This is a genomic window from Pseudomonas sp. BN417 (assembly GCF_029871205.1).
Lineage (GTDB): Bacteria > Pseudomonadota > Gammaproteobacteria > Pseudomonadales > Pseudomonadaceae > Metapseudomonas.
This window is the reverse complement of record NZ_SSOJ01000068.1, coordinates 1-24,548: the sequence shown is the minus strand read 5'-3', so window position 1 is coordinate 24,548 and position 24,548 is coordinate 1. Positions and strand designations below refer to the sequence as shown.

Annotated in this window: 21 protein-coding genes and 1 pseudogene; 10 read left to right on the top strand and 12 right to left on the bottom strand. The window is 64.2% G+C overall.

The genetic code is table 11. The features are described from left to right. The 3 genes from E8F11_RS07430 to E8F11_RS07420 form a co-directional block, all read left to right on the top strand. A partial coding sequence (locus E8F11_RS07430; protein ID WP_280288195.1) for an amidohydrolase occupies positions 1–1,672 on the top strand: 1,672 nt, incomplete at its 5' end. A gap of 460 nt (positions 1,673–2,132) precedes the next feature. Continuing rightward, positions 2,133–3,353 carry an MFS transporter gene (locus E8F11_RS07425; RefSeq protein ID WP_280288194.1) on the top strand — a complete coding sequence of 407 codons (1,221 nt, stop codon included), beginning with the start codon at positions 2,133–2,135 and terminating at the stop codon, positions 3,351–3,353. Between the two features lie 24 nt (positions 3,354–3,377). Then, positions 3,378–3,524, top strand: coding sequence for a hypothetical protein (locus E8F11_RS07420; RefSeq protein ID WP_280288193.1), 147 nt, complete (start codon positions 3,378–3,380; stop codon positions 3,522–3,524). A 73-nt stretch (positions 3,525–3,597) separates the two neighbouring features. Here the strand turns inward: E8F11_RS07420 and E8F11_RS07415 are convergent, their stop codons facing one another. From E8F11_RS07415 to E8F11_RS07405, 3 genes are all read right to left on the bottom strand, one after another. Then, entirely contained in the window at positions 3,598–5,184 is a 1,587-nt protein-coding gene (locus E8F11_RS07415) for an MFS transporter (RefSeq protein ID WP_280288192.1), read from the bottom strand. Between the two features lie 415 nt (positions 5,185–5,599). Next, positions 5,600–6,139: an antibiotic biosynthesis monooxygenase gene (locus E8F11_RS07410; RefSeq protein ID WP_280288191.1), complete on the bottom strand. Its 540-nt coding sequence runs from the start codon at positions 6,137–6,139 to the stop codon at positions 5,600–5,602. A gap of 153 nt (positions 6,140–6,292) precedes the next feature. Continuing rightward, entirely contained in the window at positions 6,293–7,309 is a 1,017-nt protein-coding gene (locus E8F11_RS07405) for an alpha/beta hydrolase (RefSeq protein ID WP_280288190.1), read from the bottom strand. 252 nt (positions 7,310–7,561) lie between these two features. Between E8F11_RS07405 and E8F11_RS07400 the strand changes: the two genes are divergently transcribed. Next, positions 7,562–10,426, top strand: a complete 2,865-nt coding sequence (locus tag E8F11_RS07400; RefSeq protein ID WP_280288189.1) for a winged helix-turn-helix domain-containing protein — start codon at positions 7,562–7,564, stop codon at positions 10,424–10,426. A 6-nt stretch (positions 10,427–10,432) separates the two neighbouring features. Here E8F11_RS07400 and E8F11_RS07395 read toward each other — a convergent pair whose 3' ends face one another. The 3 genes and pseudogenes from E8F11_RS07395 to E8F11_RS07385 all read right to left on the bottom strand — a co-directional run. Next, the gene (locus E8F11_RS07395) at positions 10,433–11,914 is read right to left on the bottom strand and encodes a winged helix-turn-helix domain-containing protein (RefSeq protein ID WP_280288188.1); all 1,482 of its coding nucleotides are present in this window, start codon (positions 11,912–11,914) and stop codon (positions 10,433–10,435) included. A 188-nt stretch (positions 11,915–12,102) separates the two neighbouring features. After that, positions 12,103–13,053 carry a GlxA family transcriptional regulator gene (locus tag E8F11_RS07390; RefSeq protein ID WP_280288187.1) on the bottom strand — a complete coding sequence of 317 codons (951 nt, stop codon included), beginning with the start codon at positions 13,051–13,053 and terminating at the stop codon, positions 12,103–12,105. Positions 13,054–13,336: 283 nt separating this feature from the next. Next, positions 13,337–13,550 (bottom strand): annotated as a pseudogene (locus E8F11_RS07385) (IS5/IS1182 family transposase); the annotation flags it as partial. Positions 13,551–13,791: 241 nt separating this feature from the next. Here E8F11_RS07385 and E8F11_RS07380 point away from each other — a divergent pair. From E8F11_RS07380 to amn, 4 genes are all read left to right on the top strand, one after another. Continuing rightward, positions 13,792–14,463 carry a TetR/AcrR family transcriptional regulator gene (locus tag E8F11_RS07380; protein ID WP_280288186.1) on the top strand — a complete coding sequence of 224 codons (672 nt, stop codon included), beginning with the start codon at positions 13,792–13,794 and terminating at the stop codon, positions 14,461–14,463. After that, positions 14,441–16,090, top strand: coding sequence for an acyl-CoA dehydrogenase family protein (locus E8F11_RS07375; RefSeq protein WP_280288185.1), 1,650 nt, complete (start codon positions 14,441–14,443; stop codon positions 16,088–16,090). Before E8F11_RS07380 ends, E8F11_RS07375 begins: the two co-directional genes overlap by 23 nt. Before the next feature lie 5 nt (positions 16,091–16,095). Next, on the top strand, positions 16,096–16,527 hold the full coding sequence (locus tag E8F11_RS07370; RefSeq protein WP_280288184.1) for a PaaI family thioesterase: 432 nt from the start codon (positions 16,096–16,098) through the stop codon (positions 16,525–16,527). Between the two features lie 66 nt (positions 16,528–16,593). Further along, positions 16,594–18,090: an AMP nucleosidase gene (gene amn / locus E8F11_RS07365; protein ID WP_280288183.1), complete on the top strand. Its 1,497-nt coding sequence runs from the start codon at positions 16,594–16,596 to the stop codon at positions 18,088–18,090. Between the two features lie 67 nt (positions 18,091–18,157). Here amn and E8F11_RS07360 read toward each other — a convergent pair whose 3' ends face one another. Then, positions 18,158–19,210: an MBL fold metallo-hydrolase gene (locus E8F11_RS07360; protein ID WP_280288182.1), complete on the bottom strand. Its 1,053-nt coding sequence runs from the start codon at positions 19,208–19,210 to the stop codon at positions 18,158–18,160. A gap of 144 nt (positions 19,211–19,354) precedes the next feature. Here E8F11_RS07360 and E8F11_RS07355 point away from each other — a divergent pair, with 144 nt between their 5' ends. Then, positions 19,355–19,921, top strand: coding sequence for a pseudouridine synthase (locus E8F11_RS07355; protein ID WP_280288196.1), 567 nt, complete (start codon positions 19,355–19,357; stop codon positions 19,919–19,921). 110 nt (positions 19,922–20,031) lie between these two features. On the opposite strand, the gene E8F11_RS07350 is transcribed toward E8F11_RS07355, so the two are convergent. From E8F11_RS07350 to E8F11_RS07330, 5 genes are all read right to left on the bottom strand, one after another. Further along, positions 20,032–20,235, bottom strand: coding sequence for a DUF2788 domain-containing protein (locus E8F11_RS07350; RefSeq protein ID WP_280288181.1), 204 nt, complete (start codon positions 20,233–20,235; stop codon positions 20,032–20,034). A gap of 174 nt (positions 20,236–20,409) precedes the next feature. After that, complete coding sequence (locus tag E8F11_RS07345; protein ID WP_280288180.1) at positions 20,410–20,889, bottom strand: Lrp/AsnC family transcriptional regulator; 480 nt, start codon at positions 20,887–20,889, stop codon at positions 20,410–20,412. A 391-nt stretch (positions 20,890–21,280) separates the two neighbouring features. Next, positions 21,281–21,700: an MAPEG family protein gene (locus tag E8F11_RS07340; RefSeq protein WP_280288179.1), complete on the bottom strand. Its 420-nt coding sequence runs from the start codon at positions 21,698–21,700 to the stop codon at positions 21,281–21,283. Positions 21,701–21,758: 58 nt separating this feature from the next. Then, complete coding sequence (locus tag E8F11_RS07335) at positions 21,759–22,649, bottom strand: cation diffusion facilitator family transporter (protein ID WP_280288178.1); 891 nt, start codon at positions 22,647–22,649, stop codon at positions 21,759–21,761. Position 22,650: 1 nt separating this feature from the next. Beyond that, positions 22,651–23,070: a polyribonucleotide nucleotidyltransferase gene (locus E8F11_RS07330; RefSeq protein WP_280288177.1), complete on the bottom strand. Its 420-nt coding sequence runs from the start codon at positions 23,068–23,070 to the stop codon at positions 22,651–22,653. A 126-nt stretch (positions 23,071–23,196) separates the two neighbouring features. Between E8F11_RS07330 and hrpB the strand changes: the two genes are divergently transcribed. Continuing rightward, positions 23,197–24,548: ATP-dependent helicase HrpB (gene hrpB / locus E8F11_RS07325; protein ID WP_280288176.1), on the top strand; the 1,352-nt coding region annotated here is incomplete at its 3' end.

Below are 24,548 nucleotides of genomic sequence, written 5' to 3'. Positions count from 1 at the left end.
GCGCACCGTCATCCCCGGCCTCAACGACTCGCACCTGCACCTGATCCGTGGCGGCCTCAACTACAACCTGGAACTGCGCTGGGAAGGCGTGCCGTCCCTGGCCGACGCCCTGCGCATGCTCAAGGACCAGGCCGAACGCACGCCCAGCCCGCAGTGGGTGCGGGTGGTCGGTGGCTGGAACGAGTTCCAGTTCGCCGAGAAGCGCATGCCCACCCTGGAAGAGATCAACCGCGCCGCGCCGGACACCCCGGTGTTCATCCTGCATCTCTACGACCGCGCCTTGCTCAACCGCGCCGCGCTCAAGGCCGTCGGCTACACCAAGGACACCCCCAACCCGCCCGGTGGCGAGATCCAGCGCGACGCCAACGGCAACCCCACCGGCATGCTGATCGCCCGCCCCAACGCGATGATCCTCTACGCCACCCTGGCCAAGGGGCCGAAACTGCCGCTGGAGTACCAGGTCAACTCCACCCGCCAGTTCATGCGCGAGCTGAACCGCCTGGGCCTGACCAGCGCCATCGACGCCGGTGGCGGCTACCAGAACTACCCGGACGACTACCAGGTGATCCAGGAACTGGCCCAGCAGGACCAGCTCACCGTGCGCATCGCCTACAACCTGTTCACCCAGAAGCCCAAGGAAGAACTCCAGGACTTCCAGCACTGGAGCAAGCAGGTCAAGCCGGGCGACGGCACCGACTTCCTCCGCCACAACGGCGCGGGCGAGATGCTGGTGTTCTCCGCCGCCGACTTCGAGGACTTCCTCGAACCGCGCCCGGACCTGCCGCAGACCATGGAGCAGGAACTGGAGCCAGTGGTGCGCCACCTGGTGGAACAGCGCTGGCCGTTCCGCCTGCACGCCACTTACGACGAGTCCATTTCGCGCATGCTCGATGTGTTCGAGAAGGTCAACCGCGATATCCCCTTCAACGGCCTGCCCTGGTTCTTCGACCATGCCGAGACCATCAGCCCGAAGAACATCGAGCGGGTGAGGGCCCTCGGCGGCGGCATCGCCATCCAGGACCGCATGGCCTTCCAGGGCGAATACTTCGTCGACCGCTACGGCGCCAAGGCGGCGGAGCAGACCCCGCCGATCCAGCGCATGCTCGCCGAGGGCGTGCCGGTGGGCGCCGGCACCGACGCCACCCGCGTGTCCAGCTACAACCCCTGGACCTCGCTCTACTGGCTGGTCAGCGGCCGCACCGTCGGCGGTCTGGAGCTGTATCCACAGGGCCTGTCCCGCGATACCGCGCTGGAACTCTTCACCCACGGCAGCGCCTGGTTCTCCAGCGAGCAGGGCAAGAAGGGCCAGATCAAAGTGGGCCAGTTGGCCGACCTGGCGGCGCTGTCGGCGGACTTCTTCAGCGTCGAGGAAGAGGCCATCAAGTGGATCGAGTCGGTGCTGACCATTGTCGACGGCAAGGTGGTCTACGCCGCCGGCGAGTTCGACAAGCTCGGCCCACGGCAACTGCCGGTGCTGCCCGAGTGGTCGCCGGTGGCCAAGGTCCCTGGCCACTGGAAGCCCGCCGCGCCGCTCACCGCCCAGGTGCACCAGTGCGTCGGCGCCTGCGCCGTGCATGCCCACAGCCACGAACGGGCACGCCAGTCCAGCGTGCCGGTGAGTGATTACCAGGGCTTCTGGGGCGCGCTGGGCTGTTCCTGCTTCGCCTTCTAATGCGGACCGCCCCCCTCTCCCTCTGGGAGAGGGGCTGGGGGTGAGGGATGCCGTGCCCTACTCGGACCTCGTCCCCCTGCAGGCTCGAAGTGCAGCCCTTCGGCCTGCTTGCGCTAGCCCCCTGGAAGGGGGCGAATCCTCCCCCGTGCACAAGGCCGCCCACTTTCGCCTGGTCTCGACCCTAGGGTGCGCTGCGCGCACCGATTCCGGGATCGGCTTCGGCACCACGTCAAACCGCCGGTGCGCACGGCGCACCCTACCGGAAATGAATTCGCCCCTACCGGAAACCCATTTGGAGTATCGCGTCCGTGCGCAATGGCATGTTGCGCGTGCGGGGGCAGTGCCGGTGCAGCGTTGCGTAAATCGCATCGGTGTGTTGTGCGGCAGCCGGATTCTGAATTACTGGTGGGCGACATAGTCTGGCGCCGTCAACTCTCAACCCACCCGATGAGGTTCCGCCATGTCCCCTGGTATCCCCGCAACCGCCCACTCCAGGACGGCGTTCGCCGTTGCGCCGCCGACTTTGTCCAAATCCCTGGTGCTGTTTCTCGCATTCTGCTGCGGCGCAGTAGTCGCCAACCTCTATTACGCACAACCGATCGTGGAGCTGATCGCTCCGTCCATTGGTCTTTCTACCGCTCACGCCAGCCTGATCGTTTCGCTGACCCAGTTCGGCTACGCCCTGGGCCTGCTGTTCCTGGTGCCCCTGGCAGATCTGCTGGAGAACCGGCGACTGCTTGTCGGTTTCACGCTTGCAGCGGCCCTGTGCCTGGCGGCTGCAGCGTTCAGCCAAACACCACCTCTGTTTCTCGTCTGCTCGTTGCTGATTGGTTTGACTTCGGTAGCTGTGCAGATCCTTGTGCCACTCGCCGCACACATGGCTCCGGAAGAGTCCCGTGGCCGCGTGGTGGGCAACATCATGAGTGGCCTGCTGCTGGGAATCCTGCTGTCACGTCCGCTGGCCAGCACACTGGCTGAAGCCTTTGGGTGGCGTGGGGTGTTCTACAGTGCGGCGGCCCTGATGGCCTTGATGGCGCTGGTGATGGGGTTTCTACTCCCGTGTCGGGTGCCGGCGCATCGGGCCAGTTATGGCGCACTGATCGCGTCGGTATTTACTCTGGCCCGGAAGTACGCGGTACTGCGAGAACGCTCCCTCTACCAGGGTTTGCTGTTCGCCAGTTTCAGTAGCTTTTGGACCATCGCGCCCATCGAGCTTGTCCGTCAGCACGGCTTCAGCCAGACCGAGGTCGCGATCTTCGCCCTGGTCGGGGCGGTTGGCGCCATAGCTGCGCCCATCGCCGGGCGCTTGGCTGACTCTGGGCACAGTACCCGCAGTACGGCCTTCGCTCTCTTGCTGGCGCCTCTCGCGTTGCTCGCCGGTTCGCTGCCGGGGGGCGGTTGGACATGGATGGTTGTTACCGCCGTGCTGCTGGATTTCGCCGTCCAGTTGAACATGGTGCTCGGTCAACGCGAGGTGTACGCCCTTGACCCGAACAGCCGGGCTCGCCTGAACGCGGTGTACATGACCAGCATCTTCGTTGGTGGGGCTCTGGGTTCGCTGATAGCCAGCCCGCTCTACGAGTACGTTGGCTGGGCGTCTTTCGCGTGTCTGTCTGCCTTGCCACCGGCGGGGGCCATGCTGATGTACATTCTGCGGCCTCGTGGTTTTGCGAATGGCTGAGGCCGGAGAGCCAGGAGACTTGCCATGGATAAACTGTTGGTGCTGACGACGTTCGTCGCGACCGTGCGCTGCGATGGTTACTCGGCTTCCGCGCTCAATCCGGGCGTGGCGACTCCCTCGGTTACCAGGCCGGTTGAAGGCGAGTGTAAAGGCGCGTCTGGCCGCCCCTGAACTGGACCGGGTTAGCCAGACGCCAGCTGTTACTTGGTCAGCGCCGCGTAGCTGTTCATCAGGTTGCGATAATTCAGCCTGCCTGTCCGGACAACCGGTGGCGGATCTGAATCACGATGCCTTCGGTCTGATAGCGCCTGGCCCTGGCCTCGATGCGCTGCTCGGCGCGAGTGACCCGGTTGTGGTGGCGCAGGTGTTCGAGCCAGGATTCGTCGAAGAAAAACTCAGACCAAATACGCGGATTCTCCGCGTCCTGCACGAGCCCCCAGGAAAACGAACCATTGCGCTGGCGCATGCGTCGCACCTCTGCCATGGCCGCCTGAAAGGCCGACCAATGCTCAGGGGCGATGTCGTACTCGAGGGTGACCATCACAGGCCCGCGATCCGGATCCTGGTCGGCGACCTGCATCGGCATGGGCCAGTGCAACGAGGGCGCCAGGTCTTCCGTGTCGGTAACCGGCAGCTTGAACCAAGCGGTGGCGCCAACACCCAGCAACAGGGCTGCGGCTGCGGCACAGAGCGCCAGAGGGATCGAGCTGTGACTGGCGACGAAGCCCCAGAGCATGCCGCCGGCGGCCATGCTGCCAAAAAACACCAGTATGTACACCGACAGCGCCCGTGCTCTGACCCAACTCGGCACCGAGGTCTGTGCCGCTACCTGCAGGCTCGACAGCACCGCGATCCAACCTCCGCCACTAAGCAGCATTACCGGGATCAGCAGGCGCAGGTCGCGCACGAAAGCCAGGGCGACTATCACCAGCGCGTACAGCAGGCTGGCCAGTGCAACCAGCCAGTCGGCGCTAATACGCGGGCGCAGGTGTGGCAGCAGCATGGCCCCGGCTACTGCACCGACGCCGACGCAGCCGAGTAGTAGACCAAAGTCAGTTGCGCTGCCATGAAGCTCGGTTCGCACGATCAGCGGCAGCAGCGACATGCCGGCGCTGGCGCCGAAGAAAAATGCGAAGGCGCGAACCAGTACTGCTTGCAGCGGCTCAGAGGCACGGCTGTGGCGCCAGCCGGCACGCATCGCTCCGAACAGTCGCTCAGCTGGCATGACCGCTGGGGCAACTTCACGACGCCAGAAACAAAGTACCGAGATCACTGCGAAGAACGACAAGGCATTGAGGGCAAAGGTGGCCCAAGGTCCGCTAAGACTGACCAGTACTCCGGCGATTGCCGGGCCGACGGCGCGCGCCACGTTGACCCCGACGCTGGACAAGGCGATGGCGGCCGGTAGCTCGGCCCTGCCTACAAGCTCAGGGGTAAGTGCCGACCAGGCGGGCATCATCAATGCCGTACCGATGCCCATGCCGAGGGTCAGCAGTAACAGCAGCGATACCGTAATCAGCCCACCCAGTGTCAGGAGCGCCAGAGTCATGGCCACCAGAGCCATCCACATCTGCACGAGCAACAGAAAGCGTCGTCGGTCAACGATGTCCGCCAGAGCCCCGGCCGGCAGCGCAAGAAAGAACATCGGTGCGGAGCCGGCGACCTGGACCAACGCCACATTCATCGGACTGGCGGACAACGAAGTCATTAACCACCCGGCGCCAACTTCATGCATCCAGGTGCCGATGTTCGAAGCGATACTTGCCTGCCACAGCCAGCGAAAGGTGGTTTGGCGTAGTGGACTCCAGGGGGAGAGGGTCGATTGAGGCATGATCAGAGCCAACCTTTCAGGGGATATTCGAGGATCACGTTAAGGCTTTCGACGTCGGCTCCGGCTTATGCATTGTCTGGTGGGACAGAGACAAGGAGTGGTCTTTCGCAGGGCCGGAAGTGAGGACGTGGCGCAAGCCGATATAGCGCTCCCAATGGCGTCCTTCCTTGCCTTGTAGCGGCAGGGCGGTGTCGCTGGCGGACCATGAAGGTCAGGCCGGGAAGGCTGAGCGCGGCGAGATTGAGAGCATAGCGGGCTTGCCACGAGCGCTCGTGTTGCTCTTTGACGTCGGCGCAGTTGATCGAGTTGGCCAACTAGATTGAGTCACCGCTGCCACGCCGCGCACCGAAGTGCTGGCAAGAGGATTACGGCGCCGAGGATCAGTCTCGTCATTCCTCAAGGGTTGCGCCCTCTCTCAACTTGGGTTTAGCCAGGCGGCGAATAGAGCGGTGACTTTGGGCATCAGCAGGTATACGACCAAGACAACGATGCTCAGCGTGATCAGCACATTGCTCAGGACATGACCTCCTAGCCACGGTAGCCGAGTGAACACCGGTTGCCACAGCAGTGGCACCAAGAGGCTCAGGGGCAGGATCACCAGAAACGTGATGCAGGCTTGTTTCCAGCGCGCCGGTGGCACCGCGGAGCTCGGGGCAAACCAAAACTCACGGCTGGTCTCGGTTTCGGTCTGGTCGCCTTCGATCAGCAGCGGCGCTACCTCGTTGACCAGGTGCCGACGCTCACTGGAGTCCAGCCAGCACTGAAGCTCATGAGTACCGGCGAAGCGCAGCACGCATACAAATCGATCCAGATCGCGTATCACGTTCACCCCCAGATGGCCCGGGTAGGTACTGGCGATGCGGGTGGTGCGCCGCAGCCATTGCTCGTATGCATCTTCCTGTCCCGCTTTGATCCTGTGGCGCACGATCAATGTGACTATGCCGAGTTCGTCCATTGGAAGGTCCTGCGGTGGTCCACACCTCAATAGATCCAGATCGCTTTGCCTAGGGGGCCGGCAACGCACCGACCGAAAGCCATGACGCTAGGCCCGTAGGTCACCAGGGTTGTGAAAACTTTCAGCAACAGCTGGTCCCGTTGGATAAACGCTCTATTGCAGGTGTTTCTTCAGCTCCGCCCCAGCTTGCAGCATGGCCGAATGCGCGCCGCTGATATGCGACAGTGGGTTTAGCAGGCCGAAGTCGTGAATCATTCCGTTGTACCGGGTGGCGGTCACCGTGACGCCGGCGGCGTCGAGCTTGCGGGCGTAGGCTTCGCCCTCGTCGCGCAGCACGTCGAACTCGGCCGTCTGGATCAGTGCGGGTGGCAATCCCTGAAGCTGCTCGAGCGAAGCACGCAAAGGCGAGGCATGGATTTCTGCGCGTTGCTGGTTGTCGGTGGTGTAGCTGTCCCAGAACCACTTCATAAGCGATTTGGTCAGAAAATGGCCTTGGGCAAACTGGTTGTAGGAGGCGGTTTCCAGGTTGGCGTCCGTTACCGGCCAAAGCAGGGCCTGGAAGCGGATTTGCGGGGTGCCCTTTTCCTTGGCCATCAGACTCACCACCGCCGCCATATTGCCGCCGACGCTGTTGCCGGCTACCGCCAGGCGCGAAGCGTCGACCGATATCTCCTCGCCATGCTCGGCTACCCAGCGTGTGGCGGCATAGGCCTGATTGATCGCGGTGGGGTAGTGTGCCTCGGGCGATGGGGTGTAATCGACGTAGACAGCGACCGCCCCGGAGTTCACTACCAAGTCGCGAATCAGGCGTGCGTGCGTCGGGTAGTCGCCGAGGACCCAGCCGCCGCCATGGAAGAACATGAACACCGGCAGCTTGCCTACGGCCCCTTCGGGGCGAACGATGGTCAGTTTGATCGGCTGACCACTCGCTTGGATGGTCTTTTCCTCAGTGCGGATTCCGGAGAGGTCGACTTTGACCGAGGCCTGCGCACCGACCAGAACAGCACGAGCCTCCTGGGCGGGCATCTGCTCCAGCGGTTTACCGCCACCCGCTTCCAGGGCCTCGAGAAAGTTCTGGGTGTCCTGCTCAACCCCGGGGCTCCCGGCCGCCAAGGTAAGGCCGCTGGCAAGGCCAAGTGCAGTGACGATAAGGCTTCTTGGCAGGCTCATGATCTGTCTCCCCTTAATGATTGAGCGAGATACCACCTCCAGGTGGCCTCGGGTGCACGTCGTCTGGGACGACATCTTTGGCCTTACCCGACCACTCGGGCGAGTTAATGCTTGTTAATCCTCGTTGTCTCGCCGACTGGTTACGCTTTTGTCATTGCGCTCTTGCACCCCTGTAAACGTCCCAGCACCATGTCGGGGATTAGTGTCGCGAGCCATAGCAGCCCGTCACTCGACAGACACAGGTATTCGCACATGGTGTTAGACGGAATTGCCGGCCTGGCCGGAGCCAATCCAGCAGTAGGGGAGGACCAGCAGCCGATAACTGGTGCGGCCGCTCGTGTGGCTCGCATCGGCGCCTACCAAGTGCTCGTTCACAAGCGTCTGGTGCTGGCTGACGGCCGCCCCGTGCATTTGGGCGGTCGTGCATTAGACATCCTGCTGGTCTTGTTGGAGCACGCTGGTAGCGCGGTTAGCAAGGAGCAATTGATCGCTCGGGTATGGCCCGACAATGTCGTCGAAGAGATCAATTTGCGGGTGCATATTGCCGCCCTGCGCAAGGCCCTTGGGGATGACCGAGAAGGCCAGCGCTATATCACGACCATTCCCCTGCGCGGCTACTGCCTGGTTGCCCCGGTCTCCTGGCAGGAGCCGGCGGAGGATACGATCAGAATGCCGGAACACAACCTTCCTCCGCGCCTGAGTCCCATGATCGGACGCGGCGAGGTAGTCGAGAGTCTGGTTCGGCAACTGCGCCAACAGCGATTTGTCACCTTGGTGGGGCCAGGGGGAATTGGCAAGACCACGGTGGCGCTGCACGTCGCAGATCGGCTTTTGGCGAACTACCCACAGGGCGTCCGACTACTTGACCTGGCGCCGCTCGACAAAGCGGAGCAGCTACCTTCGACTCTTGCCGCTGAGCTCAACGTGCCTCTGCACGGCGAGGAACTCATGCCCCAGTTAACCGGCTACCTGCGTGATCGGCATATGCTGCTGGTCCTGGACAATTGCGAACACCTGATCGACGCGGTAGCCGATTTCGCCGAAACACTGCTCAGGTCGGCTCCACGCCTCGACGTCCTGGCCACCACTCGCGAGGTCCTGCGCGCAGAGGGGGAGCAGGTGTATCGCCTCGGCCCACTTGCCTGTCCGCCAGCCACTTCAGCCATGACGCAAGCGCAGGCGATGGGTTTCCCTGCGCTTCAGCTGCTATTGGAGCGGGCCGTCGACAGCCAGGGCCGGTTCGAGCTGAGCGACAGCGACCTGCCGTTAGCCGCCGAACTCTGCCGACGCCTGGACGGCATTCCCCTGGCTATCGAGTTGGCCGCCGCACAACTTGGCGCCTTGGGTCTGACCGGTGTGCTTTCGCAGTTGGCCAACTGTTTTCGTTTGCTCAGCCGGGGGCGGCGTACCGCTCCCGCCCGCCAGCAAACTCTGCGCGCTACCTTGGAATGGAGCCATGAACTTCTTCCGGAACATGAGAAGGCCTGCCTGCGTCGGCTAAGTGTGTTCCCCGCTAGCTTTACCCTGGACGCCGCTGCCGCACTGATGGGGGACGACCAAGGCGCGCCGCAGCTGTGCACAACGCTGGGTCAGTTGGTGGCCAAGTCGCTGGTGAACGCGGACGTTGGCGACGAGCAGGCGTATTACCGCTTGCTGGATACGACTCGCACCTACGCATTGGAAAGGCTGCGCGCGGCGGCAGAAGAGGAGGCTGTGCGCCGACTGCACGCACACTACTGCCTGGCCTTGATGAACCAGGCCCATCAGGAGTGGGCTGCCACTCCTGGCCGACAGTGGAACAGGCGCTTCGCAACGCACTTGGATGATCTGCGTGCCGCGCTCGACTGGAGTTTCGCGGTGCCGGGTGATGAAGCGCTCGCCATTCACCTCACAGCCTGCTCGACACCGCTTTGGCAGGAGCTGTCTCTTCTCAAGGAGCACAGCGGCTATGTGGTCAAGGCACTGGCCGCGCTGCAGGCCGACGAGCAGCCCTGCCAAGCCCTGCAAGTGAAGCTCAAGCTCGTGCTAGGCAGCGCCTGGTACCACACCCGTGGCGGCACGCAGGACACAATCGACGCTTTCGTCAGTGCGGGGCGACTGGCTGAGCGCTGCCAGGGCCTGACCGGCCAACTCATGGCCGCGTCGGGGCTGATGGCGGTCAATCTGAGTCGGGCTGACTACCTGGCTGCACTCGAGCAGACTCGCCACTTTGACCGGCTTAGCTTGCGTGACGGTCCTGAAATGGCGCTGAGTTTGCAGCGCTTGAGCGGCCTGGCCCAGCACTTCGCCGGCAACCAGTTGCAGGCGAAGCGGCACGCTATCGCTGTGCTGACACGAATTGTACGGACCCCGCCTGCTGGCAACTATACAAACGGCTTTGGAGTGCAGTACGACCAGAACGTCGCAGCCCTTACGCTGTTGGCCCGCATCCTTTGGCTGCAGGGCTTTCCTGAGCAGGCCTGGCAACGGGCGCGTCAGGCAGTTGATGTGGCCAAGCGCCGTGAGCATGGAACCTCCCTGTGTTACACGCTGACGCTATCAGCCTGGGTGATCGCCCGTTACAACGGTCACGTCGAAGCCAGCCGCGAGTTGCTCGAGTTGCTGCTAGAGCAGACTCGCAAGCTTTCCATGAACACGTTCCTTGGATGGGCCCAGCATTACGCACGCGAAACCTTGACGCCTGGAGTGTCTCCAGGGAACGAGCCAGCGTTGCCTGGCGACGGCCTGATCAAAGACATTATGGTTACCCTGAACCCTGGCTATGCCGATGACACGTTGCTCGCACGCGCACGATCCGGACAGGCCGGCTGGGTCACAGCGGAAGTGTTACGCGTCGAGGCCGAGGCCCTGCTTAACGGTGAAGTTCAGGACCTGGACGGAGCCGAGGCGCTCCTGGCCAGGGCGCTGAACATCGCCGGTGACCAAGGCGCGTTGGCCTGGGAGCTCCGCGCTGCCTGCAGCCTCGCACGTCTATGGCAGCAACGAGGTCGCTGCCAGGACGCCCACGCCCTGCTCAAGCGTGTGTTCGGGCGTTTCACGGAGGGTTTCACCACCCCAGACCTGCTGGCGGCGAGGCAACTGCTCGACGAATGCGCGGCGCTCGCCGCCTCTGTCTGAGCAACCTCAAGACTGCTTGTAGCCGCCTTGGATCACCCGCATGTTCTTATGTCCGGCATAACGCTGCAGGACCTGTCGATTCTCGTCGCTGCCCCTGAGCATCTCCAGTGCGTAGGTTCGCGAGGTGTTTAGCAGGCGGTAGTGCGCCGCCGAGTCGATCATCTCCACCTCCAACCAGGACTTGGCCACCAACTGGGTAATGGCCTCGAACACCTGCGCTTCTTGGAGTTGCATGCAGCTGATGAAGCTGAGCGCCATATCCAGCGAGAGCGCCGCCTTGAACACCGAGAACCTTTGCAGCACGGTTCTCTCGGACGGACTGAGCAGCGCATAGCTCCAATCCAGCGTCGCCCGCAGAGACTGATGACGTGACGCCGCCGTCCGGCGCCCGTGAGTCAGCAGTTGCAGGCAGTGCTCCAGTTGCCCCAGTAGGCAGCGCAGGCCCAACATCCCGGCCTGGGCGGCGGCTAGTTCGATTACCAGCGGGATGCCGTCCAACCGCCGGCAAATTTCGATGACCACAGCGACATCCTGCTCACGCAGGACAAAACCCGGCAGGTGCGCCTCTACCCGAGCGACGAACAGTTGGACGGCCGAACAGCTCATTGCTGCCTCAAGCGCCGACGATCTCGGTGGAATAGTCAACCCATCCAGCCGTTGTACATACTCACCGTCAGTCAGTAGCGGCTCACGGCTCGTCGCCAGGATGGTCAGGCGCGGAGCGTCCCTGAGCAGGCCCTCGATCAGTGCGGCGCAGTTCTCGATAAGATGCTCGCAGTTGTCCAGCACTAGCAATAAATGGCGGGAATTCAGATAGCGACCCAGGTCACTCGGGTCGTGCTCGCTGAGCGGCGCAAGGCCTAGGGTGCCGGCAACCTTGGCGGCGACCAGCGTTGGATCGACCAGGACACTGAGGTCGATGAAGTAGACGCCATCGTGGTAGTGCGGCAACAACAGCTCGGCCAGGCGCAGCGCGATGGTCGTCTTACCCATCCCGCCTGCCCCGACCAGCGTCATTAGACGCCGCGTCGGTAACCTGCGGACCAGCTCGTCGACGACGGCATCACGCCCAAAGATTGGCGACAGTCGCCCCGGCAGATTGTGCAGCGGCTTGCCGTTCGGTTCATCTGGTGCCAATTCATCTGCGTAGGTCAGCTGTACGTCGGCGATGAAGCTGTAGCCGCGCTGCGGGATATTGGCAATGTAGTGCTTGCCGCCATTGCCGTCGGATAGGGCGCGGCGCAGGGCGGCGATATGTACCCGAAGATTAATTTCCTCGACTACCGTCGTCGGCCAAACGCGCGCCAGGATCGTCTCCTTGCTGACCACGTTGCCCGCATGTTCGAGCAGTAAGTGGAGGATATCCAAGGCCCGGCTACCCAGCCGCAGCGGTCGATCCCCCTGCAGAATCAGGCGACGTTGGACGTAGTAGTGGAAGGGGCCGAATTCCATCACCACATCGGTCTGGATAGTTCTGAGTTCGTTCACGTCATCACAAGAGTCGAAACACCCGGCCCGGTTCACCGCCGCCAACTAAAGGCAACGCTATCCCCATCCGAGATCGAGCACCCCTCCACGTCAAGGTTTCCCCATAGGATGTCAGCCATTCACAACCGGACAACGCCTGAGAGGAGGCGTAGACGGCCAATCAGCGACGCTATACGGACATCGCGTACTCAGCTGAACTGGTGCCGGTACTGCGTGGGCGTGAGTCCGAGCTTGTCGCCAAACAGTGCGCGCATCTGCCGCACGCTGCCGAATCCGCTGCGATAGGCCACCGTCTTCAGCGGGATTTCACTGGTCTCCAGCAGGTTGCGGGCACGGTCAATGCGTGCGCGCTGAACGAACTCCATGGGGGTCATGCTCATATCGCGGCTGAATACCCGGGAGAAGTGACGCGGACTCATGGCCGCGAGGCAAGCCAACCGCTCGATACTGAAGTCCTCGGTCACATTGTCCAGCACGTACTGCTGAACCTTGGAGATGGGAGAGTCATCCTTGGCTACTGTGCTGACCAGAGGGCTGAACTGCATCTGCCCGCCCTGGCGCTTCATCACCACCAGCAGCACTTTGGCGACTGAGAGCGCAATCTCCTTTCCGTGATCCTCCGCCACAATGGACAATGCCAGATCGATCCCGGTCGTGACTCCGCCAGAGGTGATCAGGTTGCCGTCTCTGACGAAGACCTGATCCGTTTCGACTTTCGCCTTGGGGAAGCGCTTGGCTAGCCGTTCGATGTACTTCCAGTGGGTGGTGACGCGACGATCGTCCAGTAGCTCAGCCTGTCCCAGGATGAAGGCGCCGGTACAAATAGATGCCAGGGATCTGACCTGAGGAGCCACGGTACGCAACCAGCACTGCAGCCGTGGAAATTCCTGGTTATATGCACCCGGTCCGCCTGGCACCAGCAAGACGTCGTAGGTGTCGGGCGCGTCTTCAATGAGCGTGTCAGCGGTAAGCGCTATTCCATTGGATGCGCGCGCACGCAGGCCATCCGAGCCGATTGTAATTATCTCGTAGCGATTCGCTGGATCCAGGTAGCGGTTGGCAATCGAAAAGACCTCTACCGGCCCTGCCACATCGAGTAGCAACAGGTCTTGGAACAACATTACAGCGACGGACTTCATCGGGATTCAGCCTGCGGGGAGGGCTTTGTCCAGATCGCTTGCCTGGAGGACGTCACGCTGACGTCCCGATGTGCGGCAATGGCAGGCCTGGCCACGAGCGCAAGCGCCCTCGCACCGATGGCCACTGCCGCTAGATTCGGTGCTCGCAAGGTGAAAGGCATGTCCATGTCCTAGAAAACCAACAATGACCCCAGCTTGCCCAGCGTATTCATGATTGTTAACTAGCATTCTCGCAAAAGAATTTTGATTTTTTGTCACGTATGGGAATCAGCAGGAGAGACCAATCTGCTCTGTCCCGCCATTGCGTACGCCTGCGATTATGCATTTGCTCGAATTTGCCCTGGGTACTCTCCCTGGGTTTAAAACAGATCGGCGACCGGTGCCCATTCAGCATCAGTCAAACAGCTGGGATAGCACTGCTCCGGCAACTGACGCTGGTGCGTTTCGTTGTAGTCATAGGACTTGCGAGGTTCGGGTGACTGAAAGCCACCCATGGAAATGGCGGAGGAGCCATCTGTTGCAGAGGTAAGGCTAGGTAACGCGGAATGTCTTGCTCGAGGGGGTGACAATTAGTTTTTCACGAAAAACCCATATTTTTCAATGAGATGGGAGATTGTCGGAATTTTTTGTTACTTGTCAAAATATTTTGGCAGAAACCACTTCGTTCGCGGCATGTATCCCGCTTTCGGCAAAGTCTGAATCCTGATTCACTGAAAGAAGTGAATCAGGATTCAGATCATGGCCTACCGCACCACCACCTCCCGAATCGACCGCGATCAGGCATTGCGCAGCCGCATCCTGGCCTGTGCCCATACACGGGTGGTGGAAGGCGGGTTCGCGGCGCTGACCATGCAGGCGCTCGCCGAGGACGCCGGAATCGCCACCGGCAGCCTGTATCGCCACTTCGGCAGCAAGGGCGAGCTGGCGGCGGAAGTCTTCGCCCGTGCCAGCCAAGTGGAAGTCGACAGCCTGGCCCGGGTGCTGCGCGGCAGCGGCCCAGCCGCAGAGCGCCTGGCACGAGGCCTGCGCCAGTTCGCCGCGCGTGCCTGGCACAGCCGGCGACTGGCCTTCGCGCTGATCGCCGAACCGGTGGACCCTGAAGTCGATGTAAAACGCCTGCTTTATCGCGAGGCCTATGCCGAGCTGTTCTCCCGCCTGCTGGAGGAGGGACGGAACAGCGGCGAGTTCCAGGTGCCTTCCGTATCCCTGACCGCGGCCTGCCTGGTCGGCGCCATCGCCGAATCCCTGGTCGGACCGCTGTCGCCCCCGGCCCGCGCGGCACGCGAGGCCGGTCTTGCGCAGGACGCCCTCGAAGACGTCTGCGCCAACCTCGTGACCTTCTGCCTGCGCGCCCTGGGCGCCAGCCAACCTGCCCCGGAGACCTGCGATGAGCCTGCACGAGTTCGCTGAAACCCATGAAGTCTTCAACCAGGTGCCGCCACTGGATGGCGCCAACCTCTATCGTGTCGACCTGCCGCTGCAGGAGTGGGTGCGCCGCTTCCAAGGCGGCTGGGCCGAGCAGCGCCTGGACAACTATGGCGCCCTGGCCGGCGGTTCGCTGATGGCAGCGGGCTTTCTCGCCAACGAGAACAAGCCGGTATTCAAGAGCCACGACCGCTATGGGCACCGCATCGACCTGGTGGAGTTCCATCCGGCCTACCACGAACTGATGGCCGCCGCGATCGAGCACGGCATCCCTTCCATGCCGTGGACCGATCCCCGCGCCGGGGCCCAGGTGGCCCGCGCCGGCATGAGCTACCTGCACAGCCAGGCCGAGGCTGGCACGGGGTGCCCGCTGACCATGACGTTCGCCAGCGTGCCGGCCCTGCGCCTGCAGCCAGAGATCGCCGAGAAGTGGCTGCCGAAGATACTCTCCACCGAATACGACCCGCGCAACCTGCCCATGGAGCAGAAGACCGGGGTCACCATCGGCATGGCCATGACCGAGAAGCAGGGTGGCACCGACGTGCGCGCCAACACCACCCGCGCCCATCCGGTCGGCATCCCCGGGCCGGGGCAGGCCTATGAACTGGTGGGCCACAAGTGGTTCTGCTCGGCGCCCATGTGCGACGCCTTCCTCACCCTGGCTTACACCGACAAGGGCCTGTCCTGCTTCCTGCTGCCACGTCACCGCCCGGACGGCACGCGCAACCAGTTCTACATCCAGCGCCTGAAGAACAAGCTGGGCAACTGGTCCAACGCCTCCAGCGAGGTGGAGTATCGCGGCGCCCTGGCCTGGATGGTGGGCGAAGAAGGCCGCGGCGTGCCGACCATCATCGAAATGGTGTCCCTGACCCGCTTCGACTGCATGATCGGCTCCAGCGCCCTGATGCGTCAGGCTCTGACCCAGGCCACCCACCACTGCGCCCACCGCAAGGTCGGCGGACGGGTGCTGGCCGAGCAGCCGCTGATGCAGAACGTGCTGGCCGACCTGGCGCTGGAAAGCGAGGCCGCGCTGGCCCTGACCATGCGCATGGGCCGCGCCCTGGACAATGCCCACGACGGGCAGGAGGACAAGTTCGCCCGCCTGGTCACCGCCGTGGGCAAGTACTGGATCTGCAAGCGCGCCCCCGCGATGATCAACGAGGCCGCCGAATGCCTGGGCGGCGCCGGCTATGTGGAAGACACCATACTGCCGCGGCTGTACCGCGAAGCCCCGGTCAACTCCACCTGGGAAGGCTCGGGTAACGTGCAGTGCCTGGACGTGCTGCGCGCGCTGTCCAAGGAGCCCGGCGTGCTCGACGCACTCTTCGCCGAACTGGGCGACGGCCATGGCGATGCGCGCCTGGGGGCCTTCATCGGCAATCTGAAAAAGGGCTTCGCCGACACCGCCGATATCCAGTTCCGTGCCCGCCAGCTCACCGAAGACGTGGCCGTGGCGTTGCAGGCCAAGCTGCTGCTGGAGGCCGGCAATGCCACCGTCTCCGACGCCTTCATCGACAGCCGCCTGGGCGGTCATGGCCGGGTCTACGGCACCCTGCCGCGCGGTGCCGATGTCGAAGCGCTGGTGGCCCGCGCCACCCCGCACCTGGCGTGATCGGCATGAACGTGCGTCCTGACTATCGCGAACTCGTGGAAGCGGGCTTCGCCGCCGCCAACTTTATCTGCGACCTCGGCATCCGCCCGCTGGATTGCGGGCCGGGTTGGGTCGAGGCGGCTGTGGATATCCACCCGCGCCATGCCCAGCAGAATGGCTTCATCCATGCAGGCGTGCAGGCGACCCTGGCGGATCACACCGCCGGGGTCGCCGCGATCACCCTGGTGGAGGAGGGCAGCACGGTGCTGACCCTGGAGTTCAAGGTCAACCTGCTGCGCCCGGCCCTCTGCGAGCGCTTGTTGTGCCGCGCCGAGGTGCTCAAGGCCGGGCGCCAGGTGACGGTGGTGGAAGCCGAGGTGTTCGCCCTGGTCGCGGGCGAGCGGCGGCTGTTCAGCAAGGCCACCGTGAGCCTGGCCGTGGTGCCGATCCCGCGTTGATGCCGCGCGGCAACCTGCCGATTCGTTCTATGCCTTTGCCTGCTCGAGCAGGCAAGATAGACATCAGTGCGAACAGACAGGATGCCGCTCGTGAGCCTCGAACCGACTGATTTTGTGATTGCTGAAACCGCTGAGGAAGCCGTCGATCGACTCGCCGAACTGCACAAGCAGGCCACCGGTGCCCTCAGCCTGGCGCTGAAGCGCTACATCAAGGAACGCATCGAGCCGGATGCCGAACAGCGCGCGCTGTTCCGCTACCCGCTGCTGCGCATCACCTACCGTTGTCAGGGCGAGGTGCCGTCCACCACCCGTGCCTATGCCAAGATCCAGGTGCCGGGCAACTACAGTGTCACCGTCACCCATCCGGATGCCTTCCGTACCTACCTGCTGGAACAATTGCGCCCGTTGATGAATGACTTCACCGTTCAGGTGGAGGTGGGCATCAGCCCGCAGAACATTCCCTACCCCTATGTCGTCGAGCACGGTGAGGAGTTGGCCGGCTCCGGGGTGACCGCTGCCGAACTGGCGCGGGTCTTCCCCAGCACCGACCTGTCCGCCGCCACCGATGGCGTGGCCGACGGACTCTACGAATGGGAGAACGCCGACCCGCTGCCCCTGGCGCTGTTCGACGCCGCACGGGTGGATTTCTCCCTGCGCCGCCTGGTGCATTACACCGGCAGCGACTGGCGCCACGTGCAACCCTGGATACTGCTGACCAACTACCACCGCTACGTCGACCAGTTCATCCGCCACGGCCTCGACCAGTTGCGCGACGACCCGCGTTTCGTGCGCATGGTGTTTCCCGGCAATGTGATGGTGCACCGCGGCATGGACGAAGGGGAGATGCAGGCCATCATCGACGGCGTGGTCTGGCACAGCTACCAGATGCCGGCCTATCACCTGATCGCAGCCGACGGCCATGGCGTCACCCTGGTCAATATCGGCGTCGGCCCGTCCAACGCGAAGAACATCACCGACCACCTGGCCGTGCTGCGCCCGCACTGCTGGCTGATGATCGGTCACTGCGGGGGCCTGCGGCAGTCGCAGACCATTGGCGACTACGTGCTGGCCCATGCCTACATGCGCCGCGACGGCATCCTCGACCGGGTGCTGCCGCCGCACATCCCGCTGCCGGCCCTGGCTGAAGTGCAGCAGGCGTTGCAGGAGGCCGCTGCGCAGGTCACCGGTGAACGCGGGGAAGACCTCAAGCGCCGGCTGCGTACCGGCACCGTGCTCACCTACGACGATCGCAACTGGGAACTGCGCTGGGCCCAGGAGCGCCCGTTGATCAACCTGTCGCGGGCGGTGGCGGTGGATATGGAAAGCGGCACGGTGGCGGCCCAGGGCTATCGCCTGCGGGTGCCCTACGGCACTCTGCTGTGTGTGTCCGACAAGCCGCTGCACAGCGAGATCAAGCTGCCCGGCTCGGCCAGCGCCTTCTACCAGCGCGCCGTCAGCCAGCACCTGCGCATCGGCATCGCCGCCCTGGAGCTGCTGCGCAACCAGCTCAACGCCCTGCACTCACGCAAGCTGCGCAGCTTCGACGAGCCGCCGTTCCGTTGATCGAGCGATAGGCCGCTCCCATTGTGGGAGCGAATTCATTCGCGAAAGGGCCGCAAAGCGGCCCTTCCTATTCCTGGGCCGCCAGTGGCGGGATCAACCACTGATAACCCGGCGTCGGCACGCGGAAATGATCCGCATCCACCTGCCAGTCGGCGAGGGCCTTGGCCAGGTCCCGGGGGGGGCCGAACTGGCCTTCGTCGGAGAGGTTGAAGGTGCCGAAGTGGATCGCCAGGCTGCGGCAGGACTCCAGTTGCTTGTGGGCTTGCACCGCATCGTCCGGGCTCATGTGGTTGTCGCGCATGAACCAGCGAGGCGCGTAGGCGCCAATGGGCAGGGCGGCGAAGCGCATCGGGCCGAAGCGTTCGCGGATCAGGCGGAATTCCGGCCCCAGCCCCGTATCGCCGGGGAACAGCAGCGGGCCGTCCGGCGATTCGATCACAAAGCCCATCCACAGCGTCTCGTTGGTGTCGTCGCGGGTCCGCGCCGACCAGTGCTGCACCGGCACCGAATGCAGGGTCAGGCCGCCCGCCAGTGGTAGGTTCTGCCACCAGTCCAGTTCGACGATCCTGCTGAAACCGGATTCGCGGATCAACGGGCCATTGCCCAGTCCGGATACCACTGTGGCCAGCGGAAATCGCTCCACCAGTGCGCGCAGGCTTTCCAGGTCGAGGTGGTCATAGTGGTTGTGGCTGACCAGGATCAGGTCGATGGGCGGCAATTGGTCGAGACCGAGCCCCGGCGGATGGTGGCGCCTGGGCCCGACGAAGCTGAAGGGGCTGACTCGCTGCGACCAGACCGGGTCGGTAAGGATGTTCAAGCCGCGGTGCTGGATCAGCAGGGTGGCGTGGTTGATATAGGTGACCCGCAGTTCGTCACCCTCGGCCCGTTGCGCTACCTCGGGCGGAATCGCCGGACCCGGTTGGTCCACCCAGGGCGCCTGCTTCTCGCGGCTGAACTGCCAGCGCAGCAGTTCACGCGTGCCCTTGTGGGGCTTGGGCTCGAGGTTGCGGAAGTGGCGACCGTCGAAATTGTCCGACTGCGGGCCCCGGTAGGGCGCCCTGAAACATCCGGCGAGGGTCATCAGGCTGATCAGCCAGGTGGGGCGCAGGGCACGCGGCATGGCGTTCTCTCTTGCGGCGGGAAGGCACTCAACCTAGCATGCCTCTCCCTTTCCCAGACCGCCAACCCGTTTCCAGGCATGTCGCGCCCAACTCGTCCCGCCCGTCCCGCTTCCCGCCGCCCCAGCCCCGGTGCGCCGCGCCGTGTGGCCAAGGCCCCGCCCGCCGAATCGCGCCTGGTGCTGTTCAACAAGCCCTTCGACGTGCTGACCCAGTTCAGCGATGGCGACGGGCGCGCGACCCTCAAGGACTACATTCCCATACCCGGCATCTACCCCGCCGGGCGCCTGGACCGTGACAGCGAAGGTCTGCTGCTGCTGACCAATGACGGCCGCCTGCAGGCGCGCATCGCCGACCCGAAGCACAAGCTGGCGAAGACCTATTGGGTGCAGGTGGAAGGCGAGCCCAGTGAAGAGCAACTACAGCGCCTGCGCGATGGCGTCGAGCTTAACGACGGTCCGACCCTGCCGGCTGAGGCGCGGTTGCTGGATGAGCCGCAACTCTGGGAACGCAACCCGCCGGTGCGCTTTCGCAAGAGCGTGCCCACTGCCTGGCTGGAACTGGTGATCCGCGAAGGGCGCAACCGCCAGGTCAGGCGCATGACCGCCGCTGTAGGGCTGCCCACCTTGCGCCTGGTGCGGGTGCGGATCGGTCCCTGGAGCCTCGACGGGCTGGGGCTGGGCGAGTACCGGGAAGTCCCTGCCAAGCTTTGAGCCGAGTTGCTGCGCGTCGGCGGTACTGCGCTGCTCAATCTCGACAAACTCCGCTTTCTCGATCGTGAGCGCCTTGTCTCGCCCTGGCCCGCGAACTCGGGGCTGGAGACTCAGAGGCCTTCGAGGCTGCCGATCACCAGCGTCTTGATCACGAAGCCGAGCACGCCCAGGCCCAGGGCGAGGAACAGGATCATGGTGCCGAAACGGCCGGCCTTGGACTTCTTCGCCAGGTCCCAGACGATGAAGGCCATGAACGCCACCAGGACGGCGATCATCGCCGTCATCATCAACTCTTCGAATTTTTCCGGGCTCATCGCATACCTCGAGGGCTGAATACAGGCTGCACCGGCACGGCCGAAAGGCCGGGCGTCAGGCGGGCGGTGCGCTTGTGATTCTGCGAGCCGGAAGGCTCTTATGGGGCGGGGCCGCGCGGGGGTACAGCAAAGCGCGGCGATTATACGCCAAGCCACCCGCCGCGCGAGGGCCATTCAGCTGCGCAGGTGGGCCAGGGGTAGCTCAGTGCTGCTCAGCACCTGGTTGAGCACGAAGCTCGAACGCACGCTGGTCACCCCTTCGATGCGGGTCAACTGGCCGAGCAGGAACTGCTGGTAATGGTCCATGTCCGGCACCACGACCTTGAGCTGGTAGTCCGCTTCCATGCCGGTGACCAGGCTGCACTCCAGCACCTCGGGGCATTGGCGGATCACTTCCTGGAAATGTTCGAAGCGCTCAGGCGTGTGCCGGTCCATGCCGATCAGCACGTAGGCGGTGAGGCTGAGGCCGAGCATCTTGCGGTCCAGCAGGGCTACCTGGCGAAGGATGTAGCCGTCGTCTTCCAGCTGCTTGACCCGCCGCGAACAGGGAGACGGCGACAGGCCGATGCGTTCGGCCAGCTCCTGGTTGGAGATGCGTGCATCGTGCTGCAATTCGGCGAGGATCTTCAGGTCATAGCGATCGAGTTTTTCCATTGCAGCTTCCAGATTTTTGTTTGATTGCGATAAATATTGCTCCGTTAGTGATTAATTGCGCAAGTAGTCCTGTTGCGAGCAATATTCGCAATCATTCGTCGCGCGCCAAACCTTAATATTTCTTTCAGTTTCACGGCCCGGACAGCAAGTCCACCCGACCCGCCCAATCAGGTGCGTCGGCGCCGCCGATCCCACCGGATCGAGCCGGCCCCCGGGTCCGCACTGCCCAATCAGGCAGGCGACGAAAGCGGCGACACAATTGCCAGCACAGGACGAATTTCCCGAAGGGGGCCCGCGGTATGGGGCTCCCTTTTTTATTGCGCTCGCGAATGCACAAACCTGTAGGGGCGAATTTATTCGCCAAGGGCGGCGTAGCTGCCCCGCTGCGCACTCAAACCAATCCCGCCAGCTTCACCAGCCACCAGGCCAGGATCGCCAGCTGCACGAAGAACCCGGCAAACCGCAGCCAGACGAACAGGGCGCTGGTGCTGATCAGGTGCATGCAGGTCTGGAACAGCCGCGCCCCGAGCAGCAGGCCGGCCAGCGGGTCGGTAATCGCGGTCTGCCCGGCTGCCATGGCGTAGAGCAGCAACGCCGCCTGCAGCGGCAGGTTCTCCATGCAGTTGGCATGGGCGCGCACCAGGCGTTGGCCGAAAATGCTGGGGGTGTTGCTGCCGTCGGCGGCGAAGGCGTTGACCTTCATCTGCCCGGTCAGGACCAGCAGGCCACGCTGGTTCACCAGCAGGAACACCAGCAGCAAGCTCCAGGCGAACAGGCCGAGCAGGGCGACGGCGGAAGGGGACAGGGGCATTGCAGACTCCTCGTTCTTGTAATGAAGGAGGCAGTCTAGGATTTGTAGAGTTTTTACTCTAGTCGTGTCTCACCACTTCGCTGGGATCGGCATGGACCAGCACTTCCGCACGTGGGTAGTGCGCGGTGATGGCGTTGGCTGCCTGTTCGCAGAGCGCGTGGGCGCGCGACAGTGGCAACTCGCCGGGCAATTCCAGGTGCAGCTGCACGTACCAGTGGCTGCCGGAGATCCGCGTACGCAGGTCGTGGGCGCCGAGCACGCCGGGCACGCTGCATGCCAGGCGGTGCATGTCGGCGGTGATGTCCAGTGACAGCTCCTCATCCATCAGTACCGATACCGACTCGCGCGCGATGCTGAGCGCGCTCCAGAGGATGTAGCCAGCGATCCCCAAGCCGAACAGGCCATCGGCCTGCTCCCAGCCGAGGCTGGCGAGGATGAGGGCCAGCAGGATACCGCTGTTGAGCAGCAGGTCGGAGCGGTAGTGCAGGGCATCGGCGCGGATGGCGGTGGAGCCGGTGGCGCGGATCACGCGGCGCTGCAGCATCAGCAGGCCGGCGGTGAGCAGCAGCGACAGCAGCATCACCGCGATGCCCAGGGCTTCGGCCGTCAATGGCTGCGGGTTATGCAGGCGTTCGAAGGCCTGGGTCGCCACCAGCACGGCGCTCACGCCGATGAACAGCGCCTGGGCCAGGCCCGCCAGGGCTTCCGCCTTGCCGTGGCCGTAGCGGTGGTCCTCGTCTGCCGGCTTGAGGGCATAGCGCACGGCCAGCAGGTTGAGGAAGGAGGCGGCGCTATCCAGCAGCGAGTCGGTCAGGCCGGCCAACAGGCTGACCGAGCCGCTCATGCTCCAGGCCACGGCCTTGGCCAGGACCAGGATGATGGCGACGGACAGGGACGCGCGGGTTGCCAGGCGCAGCAGCTGCGCGTGCTGCCGGGCCTGATCGCGCATCTCAGGCCGCCGGGTGCAGGCCGTAGGCGGCCAGTTGCTGGAGGTTGCCGCTGCGTTGCAGCAGACGCGGGTCGTCCAGCGGCAGGCTGTGGCCGGTTTCGCGCTCGATGATTGCCTTCAGATGCGCCTTGTCCACCTGGCCGTCGGCGCCGATGGCCTCTTTCAGTTTCTCGGGGGAAACCTGGGCATTCTGGCCCTCGGGCAGGTAGATGGCGCCGGTGGCGAAATCGACACCGAACGCGATCAGGCCCGGGATGACATAGAAGAGGATGCCGATGGCATCGAGGGCGGCGACCACCGGGTCGATCTTGCCTTCGATCTGTCCGCGGCGATCGGGGAAGAACAGGGTGCCGCAGGCGGTGAGCTGGGTGAGCAGGGTGGCGGCCACCAGGCCGCCAATCAAACGGGAAGTCATGCGCATAAGCCTCTCCTGATCAAAATGACACAACTATACCAAGTCAGTTATCGCAAAACTGCTGGCATGAGTAAGACCCCGGCAAGGAACTGGCGGTTCGTCGGTATACTTTTGCGCCTGCCTGGAGTGCCCATGAATCCCCTACCCATAGACGCCGTCCTGCCCGACCTGCGGGCCGCCCTGCAAACCCGCGACGAGGCTGTGCTGGAGGCACCGCCCGGCGCCGGCAAGACCACCCGCGTGCCCCTCGCCCTGCTCGACGAGCCCTGGCTGGCCGGGCAGAGCATCCTCATGCTGGAGCCGCGTCGCCTGGCCGCCCGCGCCGCCGCCGAGCGCCTGGCCAGCGAACTGGGCGAACAGGTCGGCGAAAGGGTCGGTTACCGCATCCGCCTGGAGTCGAAGGTCGGCCCGCGCACGCGCATCGAGGTGGTCACCGAAGGCATCCTCGCCCGCCGCCTGCAGGAGGACCCGGCGCTGGAAGGGGTCGGCCTGGTGATATTCGATGAATTCCACGAGCGTAGCCTCGACGCCGACCTGGCCCTGGCCCTCTGCCTCAACGGCCGCGCGCTGTTGCGTGACGAGCCGCCGCTGAAGGTCCTGCTGATGTCCGCCACCCTGGAGGGCGAGCGTCTGTCGCGCCTGCTGGATGACGCGCCGGTGGTGCGCAGCGAAGGCCGCATGTATGCGGTGGAGCAGCGCTGGGGCCGGCCGGTCCAGCCCGGCGAGGCGCTGGAGCCCAAGGTAGTGCAGACGGTGCTCCAGGCGCTGGCCGACGAGCCCGGCAGCCTGCTGGTGTTCCTGCCCGGCCAGGCGGAGATCCGCCGAGTCGCCGAGCAACTGGCCGAGCGCCTGGACGGGCGTGGCGACATCCTGCTCTGCCCGTTGCATGGCGAACTGGACCTGGCCGCCCAGCGCGCCGCCATCGAGCCGGCGCCGGCGGGCAAGCGCAAGCTGGTGCTGGCCACCAACATCGCCGAGACCAGCCTGACCATCGACGGCGTGCGCGTCGTGGTGGATGCCGGCCTGGAGCGGGTGCCGCGTTTCGATCCGGCCAGCGGCATGACCCGTCTGGATACCCAACGCATCTCCCGTGCTTCCGCTACCCAGCGCGCCGGCCGTGCCGGGCGGCTGCAGCCGGGTGCCTGCTACCGGCTCTGGTCGGAAGCGCAGCACGAACAATTGGTCGCCCACGGCAGCGCGGAAATCCTCCAGGCCGACCTCGCCGGCCTGGCCCTGCAGTTGGCGCGCTGGGGCGTTGGCGATCCCAACGAACTGGCCTGGCTCGACCCGCCGCCGGCCGCGGCCTACGCCCAGGGCCGCGACCTGCTGCAACGTCTCGGCGCCCTGGCCGAGGACGGCAGCCTGACCCGCCATGGCCAGGCCATGGCCGAATTGCCGGCCCACCCGCGCATCGCCCACCTGCTGTTGCGCGGCCAGGCCCTGAGCCTTGGCGCCCTGGCCTGCGACCTCGCCGCCTTGTTGGG

Coding starts and splice junctions, on each gene's coding strand:
- E8F11_RS07425 (WP_280288194.1), top strand. CDS start 2,133: ATGTCCCCTGGTATCCCCGCAACCGCCCACTCCAGGACGGCGTTCGCC.
- E8F11_RS07420 (WP_280288193.1), top strand. CDS start 3,378: ATGGATAAACTGTTGGTGCTGACGACGTTCGTCGCGACCGTGCGCTGC.
- E8F11_RS07415 (WP_280288192.1), bottom strand. CDS start 5,184: ATGCCTCAATCGACCCTCTCCCCCTGGAGTCCACTACGCCAAACCACC.
- E8F11_RS07410 (WP_280288191.1), bottom strand. CDS start 6,139: ATGGACGAACTCGGCATAGTCACATTGATCGTGCGCCACAGGATCAAA.
- E8F11_RS07405 (WP_280288190.1), bottom strand. CDS start 7,309: ATGAGCCTGCCAAGAAGCCTTATCGTCACTGCACTTGGCCTTGCCAGC.
- E8F11_RS07400 (WP_280288189.1), top strand. CDS start 7,562: ATGGTGTTAGACGGAATTGCCGGCCTGGCCGGAGCCAATCCAGCAGTA.
- E8F11_RS07390 (WP_280288187.1), bottom strand. CDS start 13,053: ATGAAGTCCGTCGCTGTAATGTTGTTCCAAGACCTGTTGCTACTCGAT.
- E8F11_RS07380 (WP_280288186.1), top strand. CDS start 13,792: ATGGCCTACCGCACCACCACCTCCCGAATCGACCGCGATCAGGCATTG.
- E8F11_RS07375 (WP_280288185.1), top strand. CDS start 14,441: ATGAGCCTGCACGAGTTCGCTGAAACCCATGAAGTCTTCAACCAGGTG.
- E8F11_RS07370 (WP_280288184.1), top strand. CDS start 16,096: ATGAACGTGCGTCCTGACTATCGCGAACTCGTGGAAGCGGGCTTCGCC.
- E8F11_RS07360 (WP_280288182.1), bottom strand. CDS start 19,210: ATGCCGCGTGCCCTGCGCCCCACCTGGCTGATCAGCCTGATGACCCTC.
- E8F11_RS07350 (WP_280288181.1), bottom strand. CDS start 20,235: ATGAGCCCGGAAAAATTCGAAGAGTTGATGATGACGGCGATGATCGCC.
- E8F11_RS07345 (WP_280288180.1), bottom strand. CDS start 20,889: ATGGAAAAACTCGATCGCTATGACCTGAAGATCCTCGCCGAATTGCAG.
- E8F11_RS07340 (WP_280288179.1), bottom strand. CDS start 21,700: ATGCCCCTGTCCCCTTCCGCCGTCGCCCTGCTCGGCCTGTTCGCCTGG.
- E8F11_RS07335 (WP_280288178.1), bottom strand. CDS start 22,649: ATGCGCGATCAGGCCCGGCAGCACGCGCAGCTGCTGCGCCTGGCAACC.
- E8F11_RS07330 (WP_280288177.1), bottom strand. CDS start 23,070: ATGCGCATGACTTCCCGTTTGATTGGCGGCCTGGTGGCCGCCACCCTG.